The 18,328-nt window shown below is 66.5% G+C and carries 19 protein-coding genes; 8 read left to right on the forward strand and 11 right to left on the reverse strand.

Translation table 11 applies throughout. The features are described 5' to 3' along the window. The first annotated feature begins 77 nt into the window (after nt 1-77). The gene (locus tag FG94_RS01570) at nt 78-2,252 is read left to right on the forward strand and encodes a prolyl oligopeptidase family protein (RefSeq protein ID WP_081925719.1); all 2,175 of its coding nucleotides are present in this window, start codon (nt 78-80) and stop codon (nt 2,250-2,252) included. A 72-nt stretch (nt 2,253-2,324) separates the two neighbouring features. On the opposite strand, the gene FG94_RS01575 is transcribed toward FG94_RS01570, so the two are convergent. Next, the gene (locus FG94_RS01575; protein ID WP_036206087.1) at nt 2,325-2,900 is read right to left on the reverse strand and encodes a helix-turn-helix domain-containing protein; all 576 of its coding nucleotides are present in this window, start codon (nt 2,898-2,900) and stop codon (nt 2,325-2,327) included. Between the two features lie 183 nt (nt 2,901-3,083). Here FG94_RS01575 and FG94_RS01580 point away from each other — a divergent pair, with 183 nt between their 5' ends. From FG94_RS01580 to moaD, 6 genes are all read left to right on the forward strand, one after another. Next, nucleotides 3,084-4,289, forward strand: coding sequence for a glycine C-acetyltransferase (locus tag FG94_RS01580; protein WP_036206089.1), 1,206 nt, complete (start codon nt 3,084-3,086; stop codon nt 4,287-4,289). Nucleotides 4,290-4,307: 18 nt separating this feature from the next. Next, entirely contained in the window at nt 4,308-5,264 is a 957-nt protein-coding gene (locus FG94_RS01585) for an NAD-dependent epimerase/dehydratase family protein (protein WP_036206093.1), read from the forward strand. Between the two features lie 50 nt (nt 5,265-5,314). Beyond that, nucleotides 5,315-6,703 (forward strand): L-serine ammonia-lyase, encoded by a 1,389-nt coding sequence (locus FG94_RS01590; RefSeq protein WP_036206096.1) that lies wholly within the window; start codon nt 5,315-5,317, stop codon nt 6,701-6,703. A gap of 119 nt (nt 6,704-6,822) precedes the next feature. Further along, nucleotides 6,823-8,298, forward strand: a complete 1,476-nt coding sequence (thrC, locus tag FG94_RS01595) for a threonine synthase (RefSeq protein ID WP_036206099.1) — start codon at nt 6,823-6,825, stop codon at nt 8,296-8,298. Nucleotide 8,299: 1 nt separating this feature from the next. Continuing rightward, nucleotides 8,300-9,544 (forward strand): gephyrin-like molybdotransferase Glp, encoded by a 1,245-nt coding sequence (gene glp, locus FG94_RS01600; RefSeq protein ID WP_036206102.1) that lies wholly within the window; start codon nt 8,300-8,302, stop codon nt 9,542-9,544. Between the two features lie 7 nt (nt 9,545-9,551). After that, nucleotides 9,552-9,809, forward strand: coding sequence for a molybdopterin converting factor subunit 1 (gene moaD / locus FG94_RS01605; RefSeq protein ID WP_036206428.1), 258 nt, complete (start codon nt 9,552-9,554; stop codon nt 9,807-9,809). Nucleotides 9,810-9,843: 34 nt separating this feature from the next. Here the strand turns inward: moaD and dctP are convergent, their stop codons facing one another. The 5 genes from dctP to FG94_RS01630 form a co-directional block, all read right to left on the reverse strand. Beyond that, nucleotides 9,844-10,857: a TRAP transporter substrate-binding protein DctP gene (gene dctP / locus FG94_RS01610; RefSeq protein ID WP_229445812.1), complete on the reverse strand. Its 1,014-nt coding sequence runs from the start codon at nt 10,855-10,857 to the stop codon at nt 9,844-9,846. Nucleotides 10,858-11,098: 241 nt separating this feature from the next. Next, nucleotides 11,099-11,329, reverse strand: a complete 231-nt coding sequence (locus FG94_RS01615) for a hypothetical protein (RefSeq protein WP_036206431.1) — start codon at nt 11,327-11,329, stop codon at nt 11,099-11,101. A gap of 17 nt (nt 11,330-11,346) precedes the next feature. Further along, nucleotides 11,347-12,291: an alpha/beta fold hydrolase gene (locus FG94_RS01620; RefSeq protein WP_036206105.1), complete on the reverse strand. Its 945-nt coding sequence runs from the start codon at nt 12,289-12,291 to the stop codon at nt 11,347-11,349. Beyond that, nucleotides 12,288-12,491 carry a helix-turn-helix transcriptional regulator gene (locus tag FG94_RS01625; RefSeq protein WP_036206108.1) on the reverse strand — a complete coding sequence of 68 codons (204 nt, stop codon included), beginning with the start codon at nt 12,489-12,491 and terminating at the stop codon, nt 12,288-12,290. Before FG94_RS01625 ends, FG94_RS01620 begins: the two co-directional genes overlap by 4 nt. Next, nucleotides 12,488-12,874: a hypothetical protein gene (locus FG94_RS01630; RefSeq protein ID WP_036206110.1), complete on the reverse strand. Its 387-nt coding sequence runs from the start codon at nt 12,872-12,874 to the stop codon at nt 12,488-12,490. Before FG94_RS01630 ends, FG94_RS01625 begins: the two co-directional genes overlap by 4 nt. 145 nt (nt 12,875-13,019) lie before the next feature. On the opposite strand from FG94_RS01630, the gene FG94_RS01635 reads away from it, so the two are divergent. Next, a complete protein-coding gene (locus FG94_RS01635; protein WP_036206114.1) occupies nt 13,020-14,267 on the forward strand; it encodes a TIGR03862 family flavoprotein in 1,248 nt (415 codons plus the stop codon). Here the strand turns inward: FG94_RS01635 and FG94_RS01640 are convergent. From FG94_RS01640 to hpnD, 5 genes are read right to left on the reverse strand one after another with little or no spacing between them, the layout of a single operon-like run. After that, nucleotides 14,257-15,063: a head GIN domain-containing protein gene (locus FG94_RS01640; RefSeq protein WP_036206117.1), complete on the reverse strand. Its 807-nt coding sequence runs from the start codon at nt 15,061-15,063 to the stop codon at nt 14,257-14,259. The genes FG94_RS01635 and FG94_RS01640 overlap by 11 nt on opposite strands. A 2-nt stretch (nt 15,064-15,065) precedes the next feature. Then, nucleotides 15,066-15,860 carry a DUF1700 domain-containing protein gene (locus FG94_RS01645; RefSeq protein WP_036206120.1) on the reverse strand — a complete coding sequence of 265 codons (795 nt, stop codon included), beginning with the start codon at nt 15,858-15,860 and terminating at the stop codon, nt 15,066-15,068. 28 nt (nt 15,861-15,888) lie between these two features. Next, nucleotides 15,889-16,050, reverse strand: coding sequence for a hypothetical protein (locus FG94_RS27785; RefSeq protein ID WP_200879933.1), 162 nt, complete (start codon nt 16,048-16,050; stop codon nt 15,889-15,891). A 36-nt stretch (nt 16,051-16,086) separates the two neighbouring features. After that, entirely contained in the window at nt 16,087-17,490 is a 1,404-nt protein-coding gene (gene hpnE / locus FG94_RS01650; protein WP_036206123.1) for a hydroxysqualene dehydroxylase HpnE, read from the reverse strand. Beyond that, complete coding sequence (hpnD, locus tag FG94_RS01655) at nt 17,477-18,310, reverse strand: presqualene diphosphate synthase HpnD (protein WP_036206127.1); 834 nt, start codon at nt 18,308-18,310, stop codon at nt 17,477-17,479. The genes hpnE and hpnD overlap by 14 nt, the downstream gene beginning before the upstream one ends. Nucleotides 18,311-18,328 lie beyond the last annotated feature (18 nt).

The following is an 18,328-nucleotide window of genomic DNA, read 5'->3' on the forward strand; positions in this document are numbered from 1 at the left end:
ATGCGAGCCCGGCAATTCGCGTTATGATGGCCGTCGGCGCAAGCCGACCCCATGAATAACTCGAACATGAGAACGACATGACCCTGAGACACGCAACGCTCGTCGCCCTGCTGGCCGCGGCCTTCGGCGCCAATACGGCGCTGGCACAAAGCTGCCCCGCAAACGGCCCCTCCCTGACCTACCCGGTCTCGAAGAAGGTCGATCACACCGACAACTACCACGGCACCACGGTGGCCGATCCCTACCGCTGGCTCGAGGACGCGAACAGCCTTGAAACCAAGGACTGGGTGACGGCGCAGAACAAGGTGACCCAGGCTTACCTGGCGCAGATCCCGCAGCGTGCGGCGATCCGCGAGCGCCTGACCAAGCTGTGGAACTACGAGCGCTACAGCGTGCCGGGCAAGGAAGGCGGCCGCTACTTCTATTCGCGCAACGACGGCCTGCAGAACCAGTCGGTCCTGTACACCCAGAAGAGCCTGACCGACACCCCGCGCGTGCTGCTCGACCCGAATACCATGTCGAGTGACGGCACCGTCGCCCTGGCCGGCGCCGCCGTCAGCCCGGACGGCAAGCTGCTGGCCTACAGCACCGCCGCATCGGGTTCGGACTGGAACGAGATCCGCGTGCGCGACGTCGACACCGGCAAGGACCTGGAAGACCACATCAAGTGGGTCAAGTTCTCCAGCACCGCCTGGACCAAGGACGGCAAGGGCTTCTTCTACAGCCGCTACGACGAGCCGAAGGAAGCGACCAAGCTGGCCGACGTGAACTACTTCCAGAAGCTGTACTACCACCGTCTCGGCACCCCTCAGAGTGCCGACACGCTGGTGTACGACCGTCCCGACCAGAAGGAGTGGGGCTTCGGCGGCCACACCACCGACGACGGCCGCTACCTGATCATCACGACCACCAAGGGCACGGCGCCCAAGTACCGCATCTCGTACAAGGACCTGTCCAAGCCGGATTCCAAGGTGGTCGACCTGGTCGACAACTTCGACGCCGGCTACGACTTCATCGACAACATCGGCAGCGTGTTCTACTTCAGCACCGACCGCAACGCGCCAAAAAAACGCATCGTCGCGATCGACGTGAGCAAGCCGGCGGAGAACAACTGGAAAGAGATCGTCGCCGAAAGCGCCGATACCCTGGCCGGCGCCGACATCATCAACAACCAGCTGGTGCTCGAGTACCTGAAGGATGCGCGCAGCGTCGTGCGCGTGCATGACCTCAAGGGCAAGCTGGTGCGCGAAGTCAAGCTGCCGGGCATCGGTACCGTCGGCGGCCTGTCGGGCAAGCGGGGCGAGACCGAGACCTTCTACTCGTTCGCCGGCTTCACCACGCCGACCACGATCTACCGCCTGAATTTGAAAACCGGCCAGAGCACCGTGTTCCGCCAGCCGAAGGTCGACTTCAACCCGGCCGACTACGAGACCCGCCAGCAGTTCTTCACCAGCAAGGACGGCACCAAGGTCCCGATGTTCATCGTCTCGAAGAAGGGCATCAAGCTGGACGGCCAGAACCCGACCTACCTGTACGGCTACGGCGGCTTCAATATCTCGATGACGCCAGGCTTCTCGCCGGCCAACCTGGCCTGGATGGAGATGGGCGGCGTCTACGTGGTGGCCAACCTGCGCGGCGGCGGCGAATACGGCGAAGCCTGGCACCAGGCCGGCACCAAGCTACAGAAGCAGAACGTGTTCGACGACTTCATCGGGGCGGCCGAATGGCTGGTTGCCAACAAGGTGACCTCACCAAGCAAGCTGGCGATCGGCGGCGGCTCCAACGGCGGCCTGCTGGTGGGCGCGGCGATGACCCAGCGTCCGGAGCTGTTCGGCGCGGCGATCCCGGCCGTGGGCGTGATGGACATGCTGCGCTTCCACAAGTTCACCATCGGCTGGGCCTGGACCTCGGACTACGGCTCGTCGGAGAACCCGGAGGAGTTCAAGGCCCTGGTCAAGTACTCGCCGCTGCACAACCTGAAAGCGGGCACCTGCTACCCGGCGACCATGGTGACCACCGCCGACCACGATGACCGCGTGGTGCCGGCGCACAGCTTCAAGTACGCCGCGGCGGCCCAGGCTGCCCAGGCGGGCGCGGCGCCGATCCTGATCCGCATCGAGACCAAGGCGGGCCACGGCGCGGGCAAGCCGACCACCAAGCAGATCGAGGAAGTGGCCGATCGCTGGGGCTTCCTGGCGCGTGAACTGAAGATGGGCGAGGCTGCGCCGACGGCGCTTGGCGGCAGCAAGTAAGCTGCGCTTGACCTGTAAAAACAACGGCCGCTCGGAGCGATCCGGCGGCCGTTGTTGTTTTGATACGCCGGTCTAGCGCTGCACCACGACCAGCAAGGCTTTCGCCTCGGTCTTCCCCGCATTCCTGATCACATGGTCATGATCGGCCGGATAGCGCGCCGTCCCCCCATGCTTGATCTTCTTCTTTTCCGCCCCCACTTCCAGTTCGACCGTCCCGGTAATCACCGTCAGGTGCTCCTTGGTGCCCGGATCGTGGGCCTGCGAGGCCATCTCGCCGCCCGGCGCCAGGGTCAGCTCGTACCATTCGTACTTGCCCGCCAGGTCCATCGGCCCCAGGATGCGCAGCGAATAGCCGGCGTGGGCGCCGGGCAGGGTGGGGGTCTCGTGGGCGTCGACCACGCGGATCAGGTCCACCGAGCGCACTTCGGACGAGAGCAGCTCGCCGATCTCCACGCCCAGGGCATTGGCCAGGCGCCAGGTGATGGCGATGGTGGGATTGGCCTTTTCGCGCTCGATCTGGGACAGCATCGACTTCGACACCCCCGCGATGCGCGACAGGTCTTCCAGGGTCAGGCCGCGGGCCAGGCGCAGGCGCTGTAGCGTGGCGCCAACTTCGGGCGGAGCGTTATTTGTTAGAGTTTTGCTCATTGACTTATTACTGCCTGAATATGCTTATGCTTGGCTTGCCAAGTTCATTAGCTGGGGGTAAGATTCAATATATTGAATTTTCGTTCGACATACAGAACTCGGTTCCATGAACCGAACGGGTCCAACGATACGACATTCGCCAACCACCGGTCAAGCCGGATCAAACCAGGGAGTAGGGACACCATGAGCGATCAAGCATTCTATAGCGGCCTGCAATCGAAACTCGAGACGCTGCGCAGCGACGGCCTGTTCAAGCCGGAGCGCGTGATCGCCTCGCGCCAGGGTTCGGAAGTGGTGTCCCAGGACGGCCGCACGCTCATCAATATGTGCGCCAACAACTACCTGGGCCTGTCCGGCGACGAGCAGACCTCCCAGGCCGCCGCGGCCGCCCTGGAAAAGTACGGCTACGGCCTGTCCTCGGTGCGCTTCATCTGCGGCACCCAGACCGTGCACAAGGAACTGGAGCAGAAGCTGTCCGAGTTCCTCGGCACCGAAGACACCATCCTGTACGCGGCCGCTTTCGACGCCAATGGCGGCGTGTTCGAGCCGCTGTTCGACGAGAACGACGCGATCATCTCGGATGCCCTGAACCACGCCTCGATCATCGACGGCGTCCGCCTGTGCAAGGCCGCGCGCTACCGCTACGCCAACAACGACATGGCCGACCTGGAAAAGCAGCTGCAGGCAGCAACGGAAGCCGGCAAGCGCCATAAGATCATCGTCACCGACGGCGTGTTCTCGATGGACGGCACCATCGCCCAGCTGGACAAGATCGTCGAGCTGGCCGAGAAGTACGGCGCCCTGACCATGATCGACGAATCGCACGCCTCGGGCTTCATGGGCAAGACCGGCCGCGGCACCCACGAACACTGCGGCGTGATCGGCAAGATCGACATCATCACCGGCACCCTGGGCAAGGCCCTGGGCGGCGCGATGGGCGGCTTTACCTCGGGCCGCAAGGAAGTGATCGAGACCCTGCGCCAGAAGTCGCGTCCCTACCTGTTCTCGAATACCCTGGCGCCGATGATCGCCGGCGCTAGTCTAGCGGTGCTGGACCGTATCTCGAAGTCGACCGAGCTGCGCGACCGCCTGCATGAGAATACCGCCTACTTCCGCAAGGAGATCGAGCGCATCGGCTTCACCATCAAGCCGGGCACCCACCCGGTGGTGCCGGTGATGCTGTTCGAGGCGCCGGTCGCCCAGAAATTTGCGGCCCGCATGTTCGAACTGGGCGTGCTGCTGTCGGGCTTCTTCTACCCGGTGGTGCCGATGGGCCAGGCGCGCGTGCGCGTCCAGCTGTCGGCCGCGCACACCCGCGAGCAGCTCGACACCGTGCTGAAGGCTTTCGAGCAGGCCGGCAAAGAGCTGGGCATCCTCAAGAATAACTAAGATCTAGATCGGAACAACATGGAACGCATCCTCATCATCGGCGCCAACGGCCAGATCGGCAGCGAGCTGGTCACCGCCCTGGCCGAACAGCACGGCCTGGACAATGTGATCGCCTCGGACATCGGCAGCACCAACATCTACGGCGCCGCGCGCTACACCCAGCTCGACGTGCTGGACCGCGAGCGCCTGGCCGGACTGATCGAGCAGGAAGGCATCACCCAGGTCTACCAGCTGGCGGCGTTGCTGTCGGCCACCGGCGAAAAGGCGCCGCTCAAGGCCTGGACCTTGAACATGGACGGCCTGCTCAACATCCTGGAAGTGGCGCGCGAGCGCGGTGAGGCGGGCAAGCCGCTGAAAGTGTTCTGGCCGTCCTCGATCGCCGCCTTCGGTCCGAACACCCCGGCCGAGAACACGGCCCAGTACACGATCATGGACCCGACCACGATCTACGGCATCAGCAAGCTGGCCGGCGAGCGCCTGTGCGAGTACTACCACAGCAAGTACGGCGTGGACGTGCGTTCGATCCGCTATCCCGGAATCATCAGCTTCAAGTCGCCCCCGGGCGGCGGCACCACCGACTACGCGATCGCCATCTTCCATGCGGCGCTCAAGGGCGAGACCTACGAATGCTTCCTGGGGCCGGAAACCACGCTGCCGATGATCTACATGCCGGACGCGATTCGTGCGACCATCGAGCTGATGGACGCGCCGAGCGAGAAAGTTGCGATCCGTTCCTCGTACAATGTGGCGGGCGTGTCCTTCAACCCGCGCGAACTGGCCGCCGCCATCCAGAAAGCGGTCCCGGGTTTCGAGATCGCCTACAAGCCGGACAGCCGCCAGCAGATCGCCGATACCTGGCCGAAGAGCCTGGACGACAGCCGCGCCACCCTCGATTGGGGCTGGAAGGCGCGCATTGGCGTGGATGAGATGGTCGAGAGCATGCTGAAGAACATCGACGTGGGCATCACGGCCTGAGTCGCTTCACCCATAACACAATAATAAAAAACTGAAGAGTCGAGACAACGATGGACATGAGTGTTTTTGATCTGTTCAAGATCGGTATCGGGCCGTCGAGCTCCCACACGGTGGGACCGATGGTGGCGGCGCGCCGCTTCCTGCTGGAGTGCGGTTCGCTAGAGCAGGCAGTGGGCGTCGAGGCGCACCTGTACGGTTCGCTCGCCTTGACCGGCGTCGGCCACGCGACCGACAAGGCCGTGATCCTGGGCCTGATGGGCGAGACGCCGCAAGGCATCGATCCGGATACCGTCGAGGACAAGCTGGCCGAAGCCGAGATGGACGGTGTCTTGAGACTGCTGGGCGAGAAGGAAGTGCCGTTCCAGTACGCCACCGGCCTGGTGTGGCACAAGCAGTCGACCTTGCCGGAACACCCGAACGGCATGAAGTTCGTGCTCAAGCTGCTTGACGGCAGCATCATCGAGCGCATTTATTACTCGGTGGGCGGCGGCTTCATCACCGCGGCGGGCGAAAGCCAGAACCGCGGGGAAGAGCCCGCGTCAAGGCAGGTGCCTTTCCCCTTCAGCACCATGAGCGAGCTGCTTGCGCACGGTAGCAAACACGGCCTGTCGATTCCGCACATGCTGCGCGCGAACGAACTGGTGCGCATGAGTGAGAGTGATCTGGACGCGGGCCTGGACCGCATCTGGGAAACCATGCGCGACTGTATCGCCCACGGCCTGGTCACCGAAGGCCAGTTGCCGGGCGGCCTGAACGTCAAGCGCCGCGCGGCCAAGCTGTGGAAGCAGGCGCATTGCACCGAAGGTAAACGCGTCAACGAGCTGCCGCATGATGCGACGCACCACGTGACCCTGTACGCGATGGCGGTCAACGAAGAAAACGCGGCCGGCGGCCGTGTCGTCACCGCCCCGACCAACGGCGCGGCCGGCATCATCCCGGCGGTGCTGCGCTACTACGCCGAGGACTGCCGCCCGAGCGACCCGGTCAAGGGCATCCGCGATTTCCTGCTCACGTCCGCCGCGATCGGCATGCTGTGCAAGAAGAACGCCTCGATCTCGGGCGCCGAGATCGGCTGCCAGGGCGAGGTCGGCGTGGCCTGCGCGATGGCGGCGGCCGGCCTGGTGGCGGCCCTGGGCGGCTCCAACGAGCGCATCGAGAACGCGGCGGAGATCGGCATCGAGCACCACCTCGGCATGACCTGCGACCCGATCGGCGGGCTGGTGCAGATTCCCTGCATCGAGCGCAACGGCATGGGGGCGATCAAGGCGATCACCGCGGCCTCGCTGGCCTTGAAGGGTGACGGCACTCACTTCGTCAGTCTGGACAACGTGATCGAGACCATGCGCCAGACCGGCGCGGACATGCAGGTGAAGTACAAGGAGACTTCGCTGGGTGGACTCGCGGTGCACGTGGTGACAGTGAATCACGCGGCCTGCTGAAGCAGGGCGGACCCGGGGCCGCGCTTGGGCGCGGCCCGTTTTTTTTGCAGCACAGCATACGAAGCGCTGGGGCGCTATAATAAAAGTTCAACTTTGGCCCCAACCGGATCCCGACCCGTATGCATTACGTCTCCACCCGCGCGACCAGCGCGTCCGCAGCACGCAATCCCCAGCGCTTTTCCGACATCCTGCTTGCGGGCCTCGCCCCAGACGGCGGTCTGTACCTTCCCGAAGAATACCCGCAGGTCACAGGCGAGGAACTGAACGCCTGGCGCACGCTCTCCTACGCCGAACTCGCCTATGAAATCCTGCGCAAGTTCGCCACCGACATTCCCGACGCCGACCTGCGCGCCCTGACCGCGAAGACTTACACTCCCGAGGTCTATCGCAACGCACGCGCAGGCGAAACCGCCGCCGACATCACCCCGCTGCGCGTGCTGGAAGACGGCGCAGGCGGCAAGCTGGTGCTGCAGGCCCTGTCGAACGGCCCGACCCTGGCTTTCAAGGACATGGCCATGCAGCTGCTCGGCAACCTGTTCGAGTACGCGCTGGCGAAGAACAACGACGAACTGAACATTTTTGGTGCCACCTCCGGCGACACCGGCAGCGCGGCCGAGTATGCGATGCGCGGCAAGCGCGGCGTGCGCGTGTTCATGCTGTCCCCGCACAAGAAGATGAGCGCCTTCCAGACCGCGCAGATGTTCAGCCTGCAGGACCCGAACATCTTCAACATCGCCGTCGAAGGCGTGTTCGACGACTGCCAGGACATGGTCAAGGCGGTGTCCAACGACCTGTCCTTCAAGGCGCGCCACAAGATCGGCACTGTCAACTCGATCAACTGGGCGCGCGTGGTGGCCCAGGTGGTGTACTACTTCAGGGGCTATCTTGGCGCGACCACCAGCAACGACCAGAAAGTCTCGTTCACCGTACCGTCGGGGAACTTCGGCAATATCTGCGCCGGCCACATCGCCCGCATGATGGGCCTGCCGATCGACAAGCTGGTTGCCGCCACCAACGAGAACGACGTGCTCGACGAATTCTTCCGTACAGGCAGGTACCGCGTGCGCAAGCCCGCCGAGACCTTCCACACCAGCAGCCCCTCGATGGACATCTCGAAGGCGTCCAACTTCGAGCGCTTCGTGTACGAACTGGTGGGCCGCGACGCCGAGCGCACCCATGCCTTGTTCCGCAAGGTCGACACCCATGGCGGCTTCGACCTGTCGGGCGGTCCCGGCAGCGACGGCGACGAGTGGAAGCTGGTTGGCCAGTACGGTTTCGCCTCCGGCAAATCGACCCACGCCGACCGTCTCGCGACCATCCGCGACGTGGCGGACGACTACGACATCACCATCGATACCCACACGGCCGACGGCATCAAGGTCGCGCGCGAACACATGCAGCCCGGCGTGCCGATGATCGTGCTCGAAACCGCGCTGGCCGCGAAATTCAACGAGACCATCCTGGAAGCGCTGGGCCAGGATGCCGAGCGCCCGGCCGGCTTCGAGGACATCGAGTCGCTGCCGCAACGCTTCGTCGTCATGCAGCCGAGCGTGGAGGCGATGAAAGCCTACATCGCCCAGCACACGGGCTTGTGACATGAAGCCGCCCATGTTGTCCGTGCGCGAGGCCCTGGGCCAGCTGCTCGACGCGGTGCGTCCGGTGGTTGACAGCGAGACAGTGCCGACCCTCGAGGCGAATGGCCGCGTGCTCGCCGAGGACCAGCGCGCGACCATCGACGTCCCTTCCGCCGACAACACCCAGATGGACGGCTACGCGGTGCGCGCGCTTGACTGCGAGAGCGGCAGCGCGACCCTGCGCGTGACCCAGCGCATCCCCGCCGGCAGCGTCGGCGATCCGCTGGAGGCCGGCAGTGCCGCCCGGATCTTCACCGGCGCCCTGATTCCGCCCGGCGCTGACGCCGTCGTCATGCAGGAGCAGTGCGAGGCGGTGGGCGACAGCGTCACGGTGCGCCACGCGCCGCGTCCGGGGGAGTGGATCCGCCGTACCGGCGAGGATGTCGCCGCCGGCGCCGTGATCCTGCCGGCCGGCACCCGCCTGCGCAGCCAGGAACTCGGCCTGGCCGCCTCGGTCGGCCTGGCCCGGCTGCCGGTACTGCGCCGCGTGCGGGTCGCGGTGTTCTTCACCGGCGACGAGCTGGCCATGCCGGGCGAGCCCTTGCAGCCGGGCGCCATCTACAACTCCAACCGCTTTACCCTGCGTGGCCTGCTGGAGAACTTCGGATGCACCTTCACCGACTACGGCATCGTGCCGGATTCGCTGGACGCCACCCGCGCCACCCTGCGCGAGGCGGCCCGCGAACATGACCTGATCATCACCTCGGGCGGCGTGTCGGTGGGCGAGGAAGACCACATCAAGCCCGCGGTCGAAGCGGAAGGGCGGCTGAACATGTGGCAGATCGCGGTGAAGCCGGGCAAGCCGCTGGCCTTCGGCGAAGTCCGCCGAGAAGGCGGGCTCGCAAGCAGCTCCACTGGAGCTGCTTGCTTCTTCATCGGCCTGCCCGGCAATCCGGTCTCGAGCTTCATCACCTTCCTGCTGTTCGTGCGGCCCTTCCTGCTGCGCCTGCAGGGCGTGAGCGGCCCGGTGGAACCGCGCGGATACACCATGCGCGCCGACTTCACCCTGCCGAAGGGCGACCGCCGCAACGAGTTCCTGCGCGTGCGGGTGAACGCGGCCGGCGGCCTCGACCTGTTCCCCAACCAGGGCTCGGGCGTGCTGACCTCGACCGTCTGGGGCGATGGGCTGGTGGACAATCCGCCGGGCCAGGCGATTCTCGAAGGCGACCTGGTGCGTTTCATCCCCTTCGCCGAACTGCAGCATTAGGATGCACATGAAGATCACATTGCGGTATTTTGCGTCGGTGCGCGAGCAGCTCGGCACCGCTCAGGAAAGCCTGGCGCTGCCGGAGGGCGTGGCGACCGTGGGCGCGGTGCGCGCGCACCTGACTGCGCGCGGCGGCGTGTGGGCCGAGGCATTGGGACCGGACCGGGCGGTGCGCACGGCCCACCAGCAGGTGATGTGCGGACCGGACACCGTGGTGCAGGATGGCGCCGAAGTGGCATTCTTCCCGCCCGTGACGGGCGGCTAGGCCGGGCGCTGTAGCCGCCCAGCCCTTTGAAACATCAGATCATCGCGATCGACTGTTCCGCCAGTGCCAGCAGCTTGGCGCAGTTCGCACTGCGCTCGGCATACTCGCGCCATGCATTGGTGCGCGCCACCGCCTGCCACTTGCGCAGCGCTTCCGCATTCAGGTCGACGATCTGGGCGCCGCTCTTGGCGTACACCGATGCCACCGCGGCGTCATCCGCACGCGCGGCCTTGAGGGCGAAGGCTTCCAGCTCGGCGCCCACGGCCATCACCGCCGCCTGCTGCTGCTTGGTGAGGCGATCGAACACGGTGCGCGACATCATCAAGGGTTCGAACATGAACCAGTAGGCGCCGCCGCGCGCCGTGGTCAGGGCGCGCGCCGATTCCTGCAGGCGGAACGAGATCAGCGAGGTCGACGACGTCAGCGCCGCGTCCAGCCTGCCGTCGCGCATGGCGGCCGGGATCTCGTTGGACGGCATGTTGGCTACGGTGGCGCCGGCGTCGAGCAGCAGACGGTCCATTTCCGGCGAACCGCCGCGGACCTTGAGGCCCGCGACGTCTTCCGGATGCACGATCGGCTTGCCGGTTGATGCGACGCCGCCGGCCTGCCAGATCCAGCTGACCACGACCAGGCCCTGGTCGTTCAGGATGCGGGTCAGTTCGCGGCCGACCGGCACATTCTTCCAGGCATAGCCCTGCTCGTACGAGGTGACCAGGCCCGGCATCAGGCCGATGTTGGCCTCCGGGGCCTCGGCGCCGGCATAGGACAGCGGCACCAGCGCCATGTCCAGGCCGCCGCTGCGCAGCGCGCCGATCTGGGCGCCGGGGGCCATCAGGCTGGCGCTTGGGTGGATCGAGAACTTCAGGCTGCCGCGGGTGCGCCGTTCGACGTTGGCCGCGAACATGCGGCACAAGCGGTCGCGGAAATCGCCTTCGGCCAGGCTGGCGCGCGGGAACTGGTGGGAGATCTTCAGGTTTGGCTGCGCCCATGCGGACTGCATCCAGAGTGGGCTGGACGCGATCGCGCCCAGCATCGTCCTACGGGACATTGCTGCCCTTGTCATTACCGACATACACATCCTCCAAGATGTTGAAACGGACTGCCTTGGCGAATCGTGGCCGACCTCGTCGAGCGGGCGCCATCGTTCGTTGTAGCGGGTACAAGAATATTCCTGTTACATGTATTGTCAAGCAGAATCTTATGGATATGACAAATGCATGCATACGCCAGGGCGGCAGTATCGCCTTGCCGCCCCAGGTCCGTCTTGATGCAGCTTGGAGGAAAGCGGATCAGGGTTTGGTGTCCGGATGGCGGCACATCGCGCAACTCGCCCCGCGGTCGGCCCGGTAGTAGCGCGAACCGATGAAGATGGCGGACGCCATCAGCGACCAGGCCAGCGATTCGCGCCAGCCGGTCTCGAATGCCTCGCCGCGCAGGAACACGTCGATCGAGACCAGCAGGGCGAACATCGAGCCGGCCGCCAGCAGGTATTGTCCGCTCCAGTAGATCAGCTTTTGCATCAGGTTCTCCTTCGTGTTCACAGGTGTTTGAGGAAACGGCGGACTGCATCGGCCACGGCTTCGGGCTGGTCGACCATCGCGAAGTGGCGCGCCTTGTCGATGGCTTCGACCTCCAGGCGCGGGGTGCCGCTCATCAGCTCCCGATAATACGCCAGCTTGTCGGCGATGGTGATGTTATTCAGCACCACGGCGTCCGGCGCGTAATAGGGCACCAGCACCAGCACCGGGGCCTTCAGATTCGCCAGGCCGGGCCGCAGGTCGCGCGCCAGCACCGCGCCGACCCAGGCGGCGACGGCAGCGGGATCGCTGCGCGCGGTGAGCCTGGCCGCATCATCGGCCTTGCCGATGTCGACCATGCCGATGGCGCGCATGTACTGGTGCTGCTGCGCGACGAAGGCGGGGCCGGTGACCGCCAGCATCTGCTTGCGCGTGCCCTCCGCCATCGCAGCGCGCTGCTCCGGCGGCATGTCTTCGGTGCGCGGGAATACCGGCAGGCCGTCGATGGCAACCACGCCACCCACCTGCTGGGGCAGGTCCTGGGCCAGCGCGAGCGCCAGCGTCGCTCCCAGGCTGTGGCCGATCACGACCGGCTTGGACAGCTTGCGTGACGCGATCAGCTCGGCGAGTGCGCCTTTGGCCGCATCGAAGGGGTCGCCGTCCACCGCGGGGCGGCCGTCGAAGCCGGGCAGGGTCACGACGTAGATGGTGTGGCCAGGGGCAAAATCGCGCACCATCTGTCCCCACACCCAGCCTCCGCTGGACAGTCCCGGCACCAGCACCAGCGGCCGCGGGCCGCTGCCGTGGCGCTCGACCAGCATGCCCTTGATCTCGAAGCGCTCGGCGGGCGTCGGCTGGGCGGCGAAGCGGTTCGGCGCCTCGGTCGGAGCTTGCGCCGCGGCGCTGGGAACAAGGCTGGCGCCGGCCAGGCCGACGAGTAGTGCGAACAACAGGGATGCTTTCATGCTGACTCCTGGTCTGGGATGAAGATCGATTCGATCGGTAGTTGAAACAGCCTGGCAATCGCGAAGGCCAGCGGCAGGCTGGGGTCGTAGCGGCCGGTCTCGATCGCGTTCACGCTCTGGCGCGAAACGTCGAGCAGGTCGGCCAGCTCGGCCTGGCTCCAGCCGCGCTCGGCACGCAGGGTTCGGATATGGTTGTTCATCGGTCGAGCAGTTTACGCAGCAGCTGGACCAGGACGGTGGCGCCGCACAGCACGCACCACACGGTAAACATGGACAGCTTCGGGTAGCCGGCCGTCTCCAGGAAGCCATAGCTGAACGTCAGCCCGGCGGTGATGGCGGCGGCCAGGGCGACGTTTTCCAGCAGCCGCATACGCAGGTATTCGTCGATCCGGCCGAAGTGGCGCGCGATCACCCACAGGGCGGCGCAGAAGCCGATCATCGGCGAGAGCAGCACCAGCGTGCGCGCCAGGCCGTCTTCCATCGGCCGGCCCCAGCGGATCGCGGCGAACAGCAGGACCACGTACAGCCCCAGTGCGCCCATCAGTTCGCGGACGTAGACTTTTCCAACCCGCTTCTCATGCATGACATCCTCCGCAAAGTAAAGTATGCTTTACATCGTAGTCAAGCGAACTTGACATGTCAAGCTCCCTTTACATCGACTCCCGCATTTTATGCAAGCTGCAAACTCGACTACAATGCCGCTCCTTCGCTTCTCCCCGATATTGCCGATGAACCAGCCGCCCAACCCAAGCAAACGCGCCGCCGTGATCGGCGCCGGTCCCGCCGGCCTGATGGCCGCCGAAACCCTGGCCGCGGGCGGGGTGCAGGTCGACGTCTACGATGCGATGCCCTCGAGCGGCCGCAAGTTCCTGCTGGCCGGGAAGGGCGGCATGAACATCACCCATTCGGAGCCGCTGCCGGCCTTCCGCAGCCGCTACCGGGAGCGCGAGCGCGAAGTCGGGCGCTGGCTGGAGGGCTTCGACCCGCAGGCGGTGCGCGACTGGATCCATGGACTCGGCATCGACACCTTCGTCGGCAGCTCCGGACGCGTGTTCCCGCTCGAGATGAAGGCCGCGCCGCTGCTGCGCGCCTGGCTGCACCGGCTGCGCGAAACGGGCGTGCGCTTCCACATGCGGCACCGCTGGCTGGGCTGGCAGGACGGCCGCCTGCGCATGGCCACCCCGGACGGCGAGATCCTGTTAGAGGCCGACGCCACCGTGCTGGCCCTGGGCGGCGCCAGCTGGGCGCGGCTCGGCTCCGACGGCGCCTGGGTGCCGCTGCTGGCGGAACGCGGCGTCGGGGTGGCGCCCCTGGTCCCGTCCAACTGCGGCTTCGACGTCGACTGGAGCGCGCACTTCAGGGAAAAACATGCGGGCGCGCCGCTGACGACCGTGGCGATCGCCTGGCGCGGCGCAGGGGGCGCCCTGGAAAAGCGCCAGGGGCAGTTCGTCGTGACCGAGTCCGGTATCGAGGGCAGCCTGGTGTACGCCGTCTCGGCGCTACTGCGCGACCAGATCGCGGCCGAAGGCAGCACCACCATCTGGCTCGACCTGCTGCCCGATCTCGACGAGGCGCGCGTGCTGGCGGAAGTCGAGCATCCGCGCGGCTCGCGCTCGATGTCGAGCCACCTGCAGGGGCGCCTCGGGATCAAGGGCGTGAAAGCCGGCCTGCTGCACGAATGCCTGTCGAAGCAGGCGTATGCCGACCCGGGCAGGGTGGCGCGGGCGCTCAAGGCCTTGCCGCTCGTACTGGTGCGTCCGCGCCCGATCGATGAGGCGATCAGCAGCGCGGGCGGGGTGCGTTTCGAGGCGCTGGACGGGAACAGCGCGATGCTGCGCGCGCTGCCGGGTGTGTTCGTGGCGGGAGAAATGCTCGACTGGGAAGCGCCGACCGGCGGCTACCTGCTCACCGCCTGCTTCGGCAGCGGACGCGCCGCCGGGGGCGACGCGCTCGCCTGGCTCGGCCTTACTCGCTGAAGGTCACCGAGCCGCTGCCGCTGCGGCTGACGCTGCGCTCGGCCGGATTGCCGGTCACTTCGATGTCGCCGCTGCCCGAGATCGAGGCCGCGACGCTGTGGCGCGCATGCACCGTGCTGCGGCCCGAGCCGGTCTGGCTCACCTCGACCTTCTCGGCGCGCAGGTGGCGCGCATCGAGTTCGCCGGAACCGCTGGCATTGGCATGCAGTTCGCGGGTGCCGCCGACGATGGTCAGGTGGCCGGAACCGGTCAGCACGGCGTCGAAGCGCTCGATGCTTGGGCCCGCATTCAGGTCCAGTTCGCCGCTACCGCTCAGGGCCGCGTCGACCTGGCGGAAGCGCCCGTTGAAGCGCAGGCTGCCGGAACCCTGCATGCGCGCTTCGATCCGTTCGCCCGAGAAGCCGTTGACGCTGCTGTCGCCGCTGCCGTCGATCTTGACGCTGTCCAGGCGCGGAAGCACCAGTTCCACCTGCAGCGGGCGGCGGTGGCCCAGCACCATGCCGCGCAGGCCGATGTGCAGGACCTCGCCGTCGGCATTCACGTCGACGTTGTTGAGCAGGCGCGCTTCGCCGCGCACCTCGAGCGAGGGCGCCGCACCGTAGCGCACGTTCAGGTCGATCGGTCCATCCAGGTCGATCGCCTTGATTGCGGCCGGCACCTCGCGCTTCTCGCTGCTCACCTGGCGGCCCTCGCTGGCCGCGGCCACGCCGTTGGCGCGCAGCGCCGCATAGCTCAGGCCGATCAGGACGAAGGCCAGCATCAGGAGGCTGAATCCGACTTTCAGCAATGCGCGCATGATCAGGCTCCCCGCAGAAGCGACAGGTTCATCCTGACGTAGCGCTTCAGGCCGATGAAGGTGTACTTGGTGATCACCAGCGACAGCAGGAACAGCAGGATCCCGCCAAGGACCATGGCGAAGCCGACCAGGGTCTGGGTGGTGCGCGATTCGCCGTCCATGTCGGTGCTGATCCGGATGCCGGCGTCGGCCACCTTCTCGGCGCGGCGGATGACGATCGAGGACCTGGCCACCTCGGCCGGGTCGTCGGCCACAGCGCTGTCCTCCTCCGGCTCGTCCTCGTAGACGTGAATGCCCTGCTTGCCGATCGAGACCCGGGTGCGGCTGTTCTCGACCGTTTCGCGGCGCTCGCCGTCGGCCATGACTTCGATCCGGTGCAGCGGATTGTTCAGCACCAGCTCATTGGCGCCGGCCAGGCCGCTCGCGGTGATCGCGATGCCCGAGACGTAGAAGCCGAGCGCGGTGCCGTAGACCGCGACCAGCAGCGAAGCGTAGACGGCCGCCGGGATCGCCATGAAGAGGTTAAAGACCAGCAAGCCAACGCCGGCGACCAGCATGCGCACGGCGTTGGCAGGGGACTTCTTTTCCTTGAACGCGTCCATGTGGGTGTTGGCGCGCAGCGTCACCGCGATTCTGCGCGGGTCGTCGAGTTCTTCGGCGATGCTGGCCTCGCTGCGGCCAGCAGCCACGCCGTCCACGAAGCGCTGCTCATACCAGGCCAGGGTCTTGGCCTGGATCTCCGGCGGCAGGCCGCCCAGGGCCCGCTTGAGCGCGTCGAGATATTCCAGTTTGCCCATGTTGAGCCGTTCCGATCAGTGGTGGATATCAGTGGTGACTGAGCGCCGGGATCGCGCCGATCGCCAGTGCGGTGTCCCGTTTGCTGCCGCCGATGAGTTCGGGCTCGACCAGCACGGCGGTGCTGAAGGCCACGACGGCCACCAGGGCGAGGGCGCGCACACCGAGTTCGAAGTTGCTCATCTTGTTCATGATCTTGTTCATTCCGCAAGGCCTGTTTCGATGCTGCTACTTTACGGAAGTCGGTTCCTGGCCGCCATCGGTGTGCGACAGTCTGCGTTTTTCTGGGGGCAGCTTGCCGTAGGCACGGATAAGCGTGGCGGCCGCCACGCCGCTCTGCACGGCGGTCTCGAGCGTCGCCGGGTAGTCGCCGGCCGTGTAGTCGCCCGCCAGCACCACGCCGGGCAGGGGTGTTTCGTTGCAGGGGCGAAGCAGTCCCGGGGTGCATGAAAAGGTCGCGCGCTTCTCGGTGATCACCCGGGTCCACTGCGGCGTGGCAAGCTCCGGGCGGCGCAGGTCGTGGGCCAGCTGGGCCGCGATCATCTTGCCGAGCGCCCCCTGGTCGAACGCTGCCGCCTCGGCGGCGGCGCTGACCACCACCGCCAGCAGGCCCGGCTGGGTAACATCGAGCTGGCCCCGGTCGAAGGCGAACTGGCCCCAGCGCCCCTGCGCCGGATCGTCGAGCAGGGCGTAGAAGGGCAGGTCGAGGCGCACCGACGAGTCGTACTCTAGGTAACAGGTCGCGATCGGCTCGTAGGCCAGCGCAGCCAGCTGCGCGGCCACGTCCTGCGCGTGCGGCGCCAGGATGGCGGCGGACTGGGTGGCGGGCGTGGCCAGCACCAGCGCGTCGAATTCGGCATCGCCGCCGCTCAGGCTGAGCCGCCAGCCGCTGTCGGTGGGCGCGGCGGCCGTGAGTTTGCACCCCAGTCGCACCTCGCCGCCATGCTGCTCGACGAAGCGCGCCGCCGCCTGCGGGAACAGGGCGCCCATGTCCATGCGCGGCAGCAGCATGTCCGAGGCCGCGCGCCGCTTCGCGCCCAGGCTGTCGCGCAGCACCGCCAGGAACACCTTGGCCGAGGCCCGTTCCGGTGGCGTGTTGAGCGCGGCGATGCACAGCGGATGCCACAGCAGGCGGTTCAGGCGCGGGGTCTGGTCGAAGCGCTCGAGCAGTTCGTCGACCGTGCAGTCGTTGTAGAGCACCCAGCCCATCGTGCGCGCCGCGGTGGTGAAGCGGGCCAGGGCCAGCTTGTCGGCGCGCGCCAGTCCCTTGGCGCGCACCAGGGCGCCAAGCAGGTGCAGCGGCGCCGGCCAGCGCGGAGCAACGAAGTCCATGCCGCCGCTGCCCTCGGGATAGCGCATCTGCACGGGCAGGCGCAGCAGGGCCTGGTCCGGGTCGATGCCGACCCGCGCCAGCTGGCGCAGGGTTTCGCCGTAGGCGCCCAGCAGGATGTGCTGGCCGTTGTCGAGCATCTTTCCCTCCACCTCGACGCCGCGCGCGCGGCCGCCGAGGCTGCGCGCGGTCTCCACCAGGGTAACCCGGGCGCCGCCGGCCGCCAGTTCGACCGCGGCGGCGCAGCCGGCCCAGCCGCCGCCGGCCACGGCGACCCGCAGGCCGCTGTCAAGTGCGGACATAGGTCTTCCAGGCCAGCCACAGCTTGCGCAGCGGCGTGAGCGAGATGCGCTGGTTCAGCACCTGGAAGTTGTCGCGCGCGATCTCGTCGAGCAGGGTGCGGTAGATGGCCGCCATCATCAGGCCGGGACGCTGGGCGCGCCGGTCTTCTTTCGGCAGCAGGGCCAGGGCCTCGTCGTAGGTGCGCTGGGCGCGTTCATTCTGGAAGCGCATCAGGGCCTCGAACTTCTCGCTGTGGCGGAAGTTGAGGATGTCGGCGGCGGTCACGTTGAACTGCTGCAGCTCGTTGACCGGGATGTAGATGCGGCCCTTGCGCGCATCGTCGCCGACGTCGCGGATGATGTTGGTCAGCTGGAAGGCCAGGCCGAGCTTCTCGGCATAGGCCAGGGTCTCCGGCCTGGTGTAGCCAAAGATGCTGGCCGACAGGATGCCGACCACGCCGGCCACCCGCCAGCAGTACTTCTGCAGGCCGGCGAAGTCGAGGTAGCGGCTCTGGTCGAGGTCCATCTCCATGCCGTCGATGATGGCCTGCAGGTGCTGTTCTTCCAGCTTGTAGGTCGCGACGTGCGGCTGCAGCGCCTGGGTCACCGGATGCGTCGGCGAGCCCTTGTACATGGTCGAGACTTCGGTGCGCCACCAGGCCAGCTTGATGCGCGCGACCGACGCGTCGGAAGTTTCGTCGACGGTGTCGTCGACCTCGCGGCAGAAGGCGTACAGCGCGGTGATCGCGCGGCGGCGCTCCGGCGGCAGGAACAGGAAGCTGTAGTAGAAGCTGGAGCCGCTTTGGACCGTCTTTTGCTGGCAGTATTCGTCGGGGGACATGTATTGTTTGTTTTGTTG

It is taken from the genome of Massilia sp. LC238 (genome assembly GCF_000735635.1).
Taxonomy (GTDB): domain Bacteria; phylum Pseudomonadota; class Gammaproteobacteria; order Burkholderiales; family Burkholderiaceae_D; genus Telluria; species Telluria varians.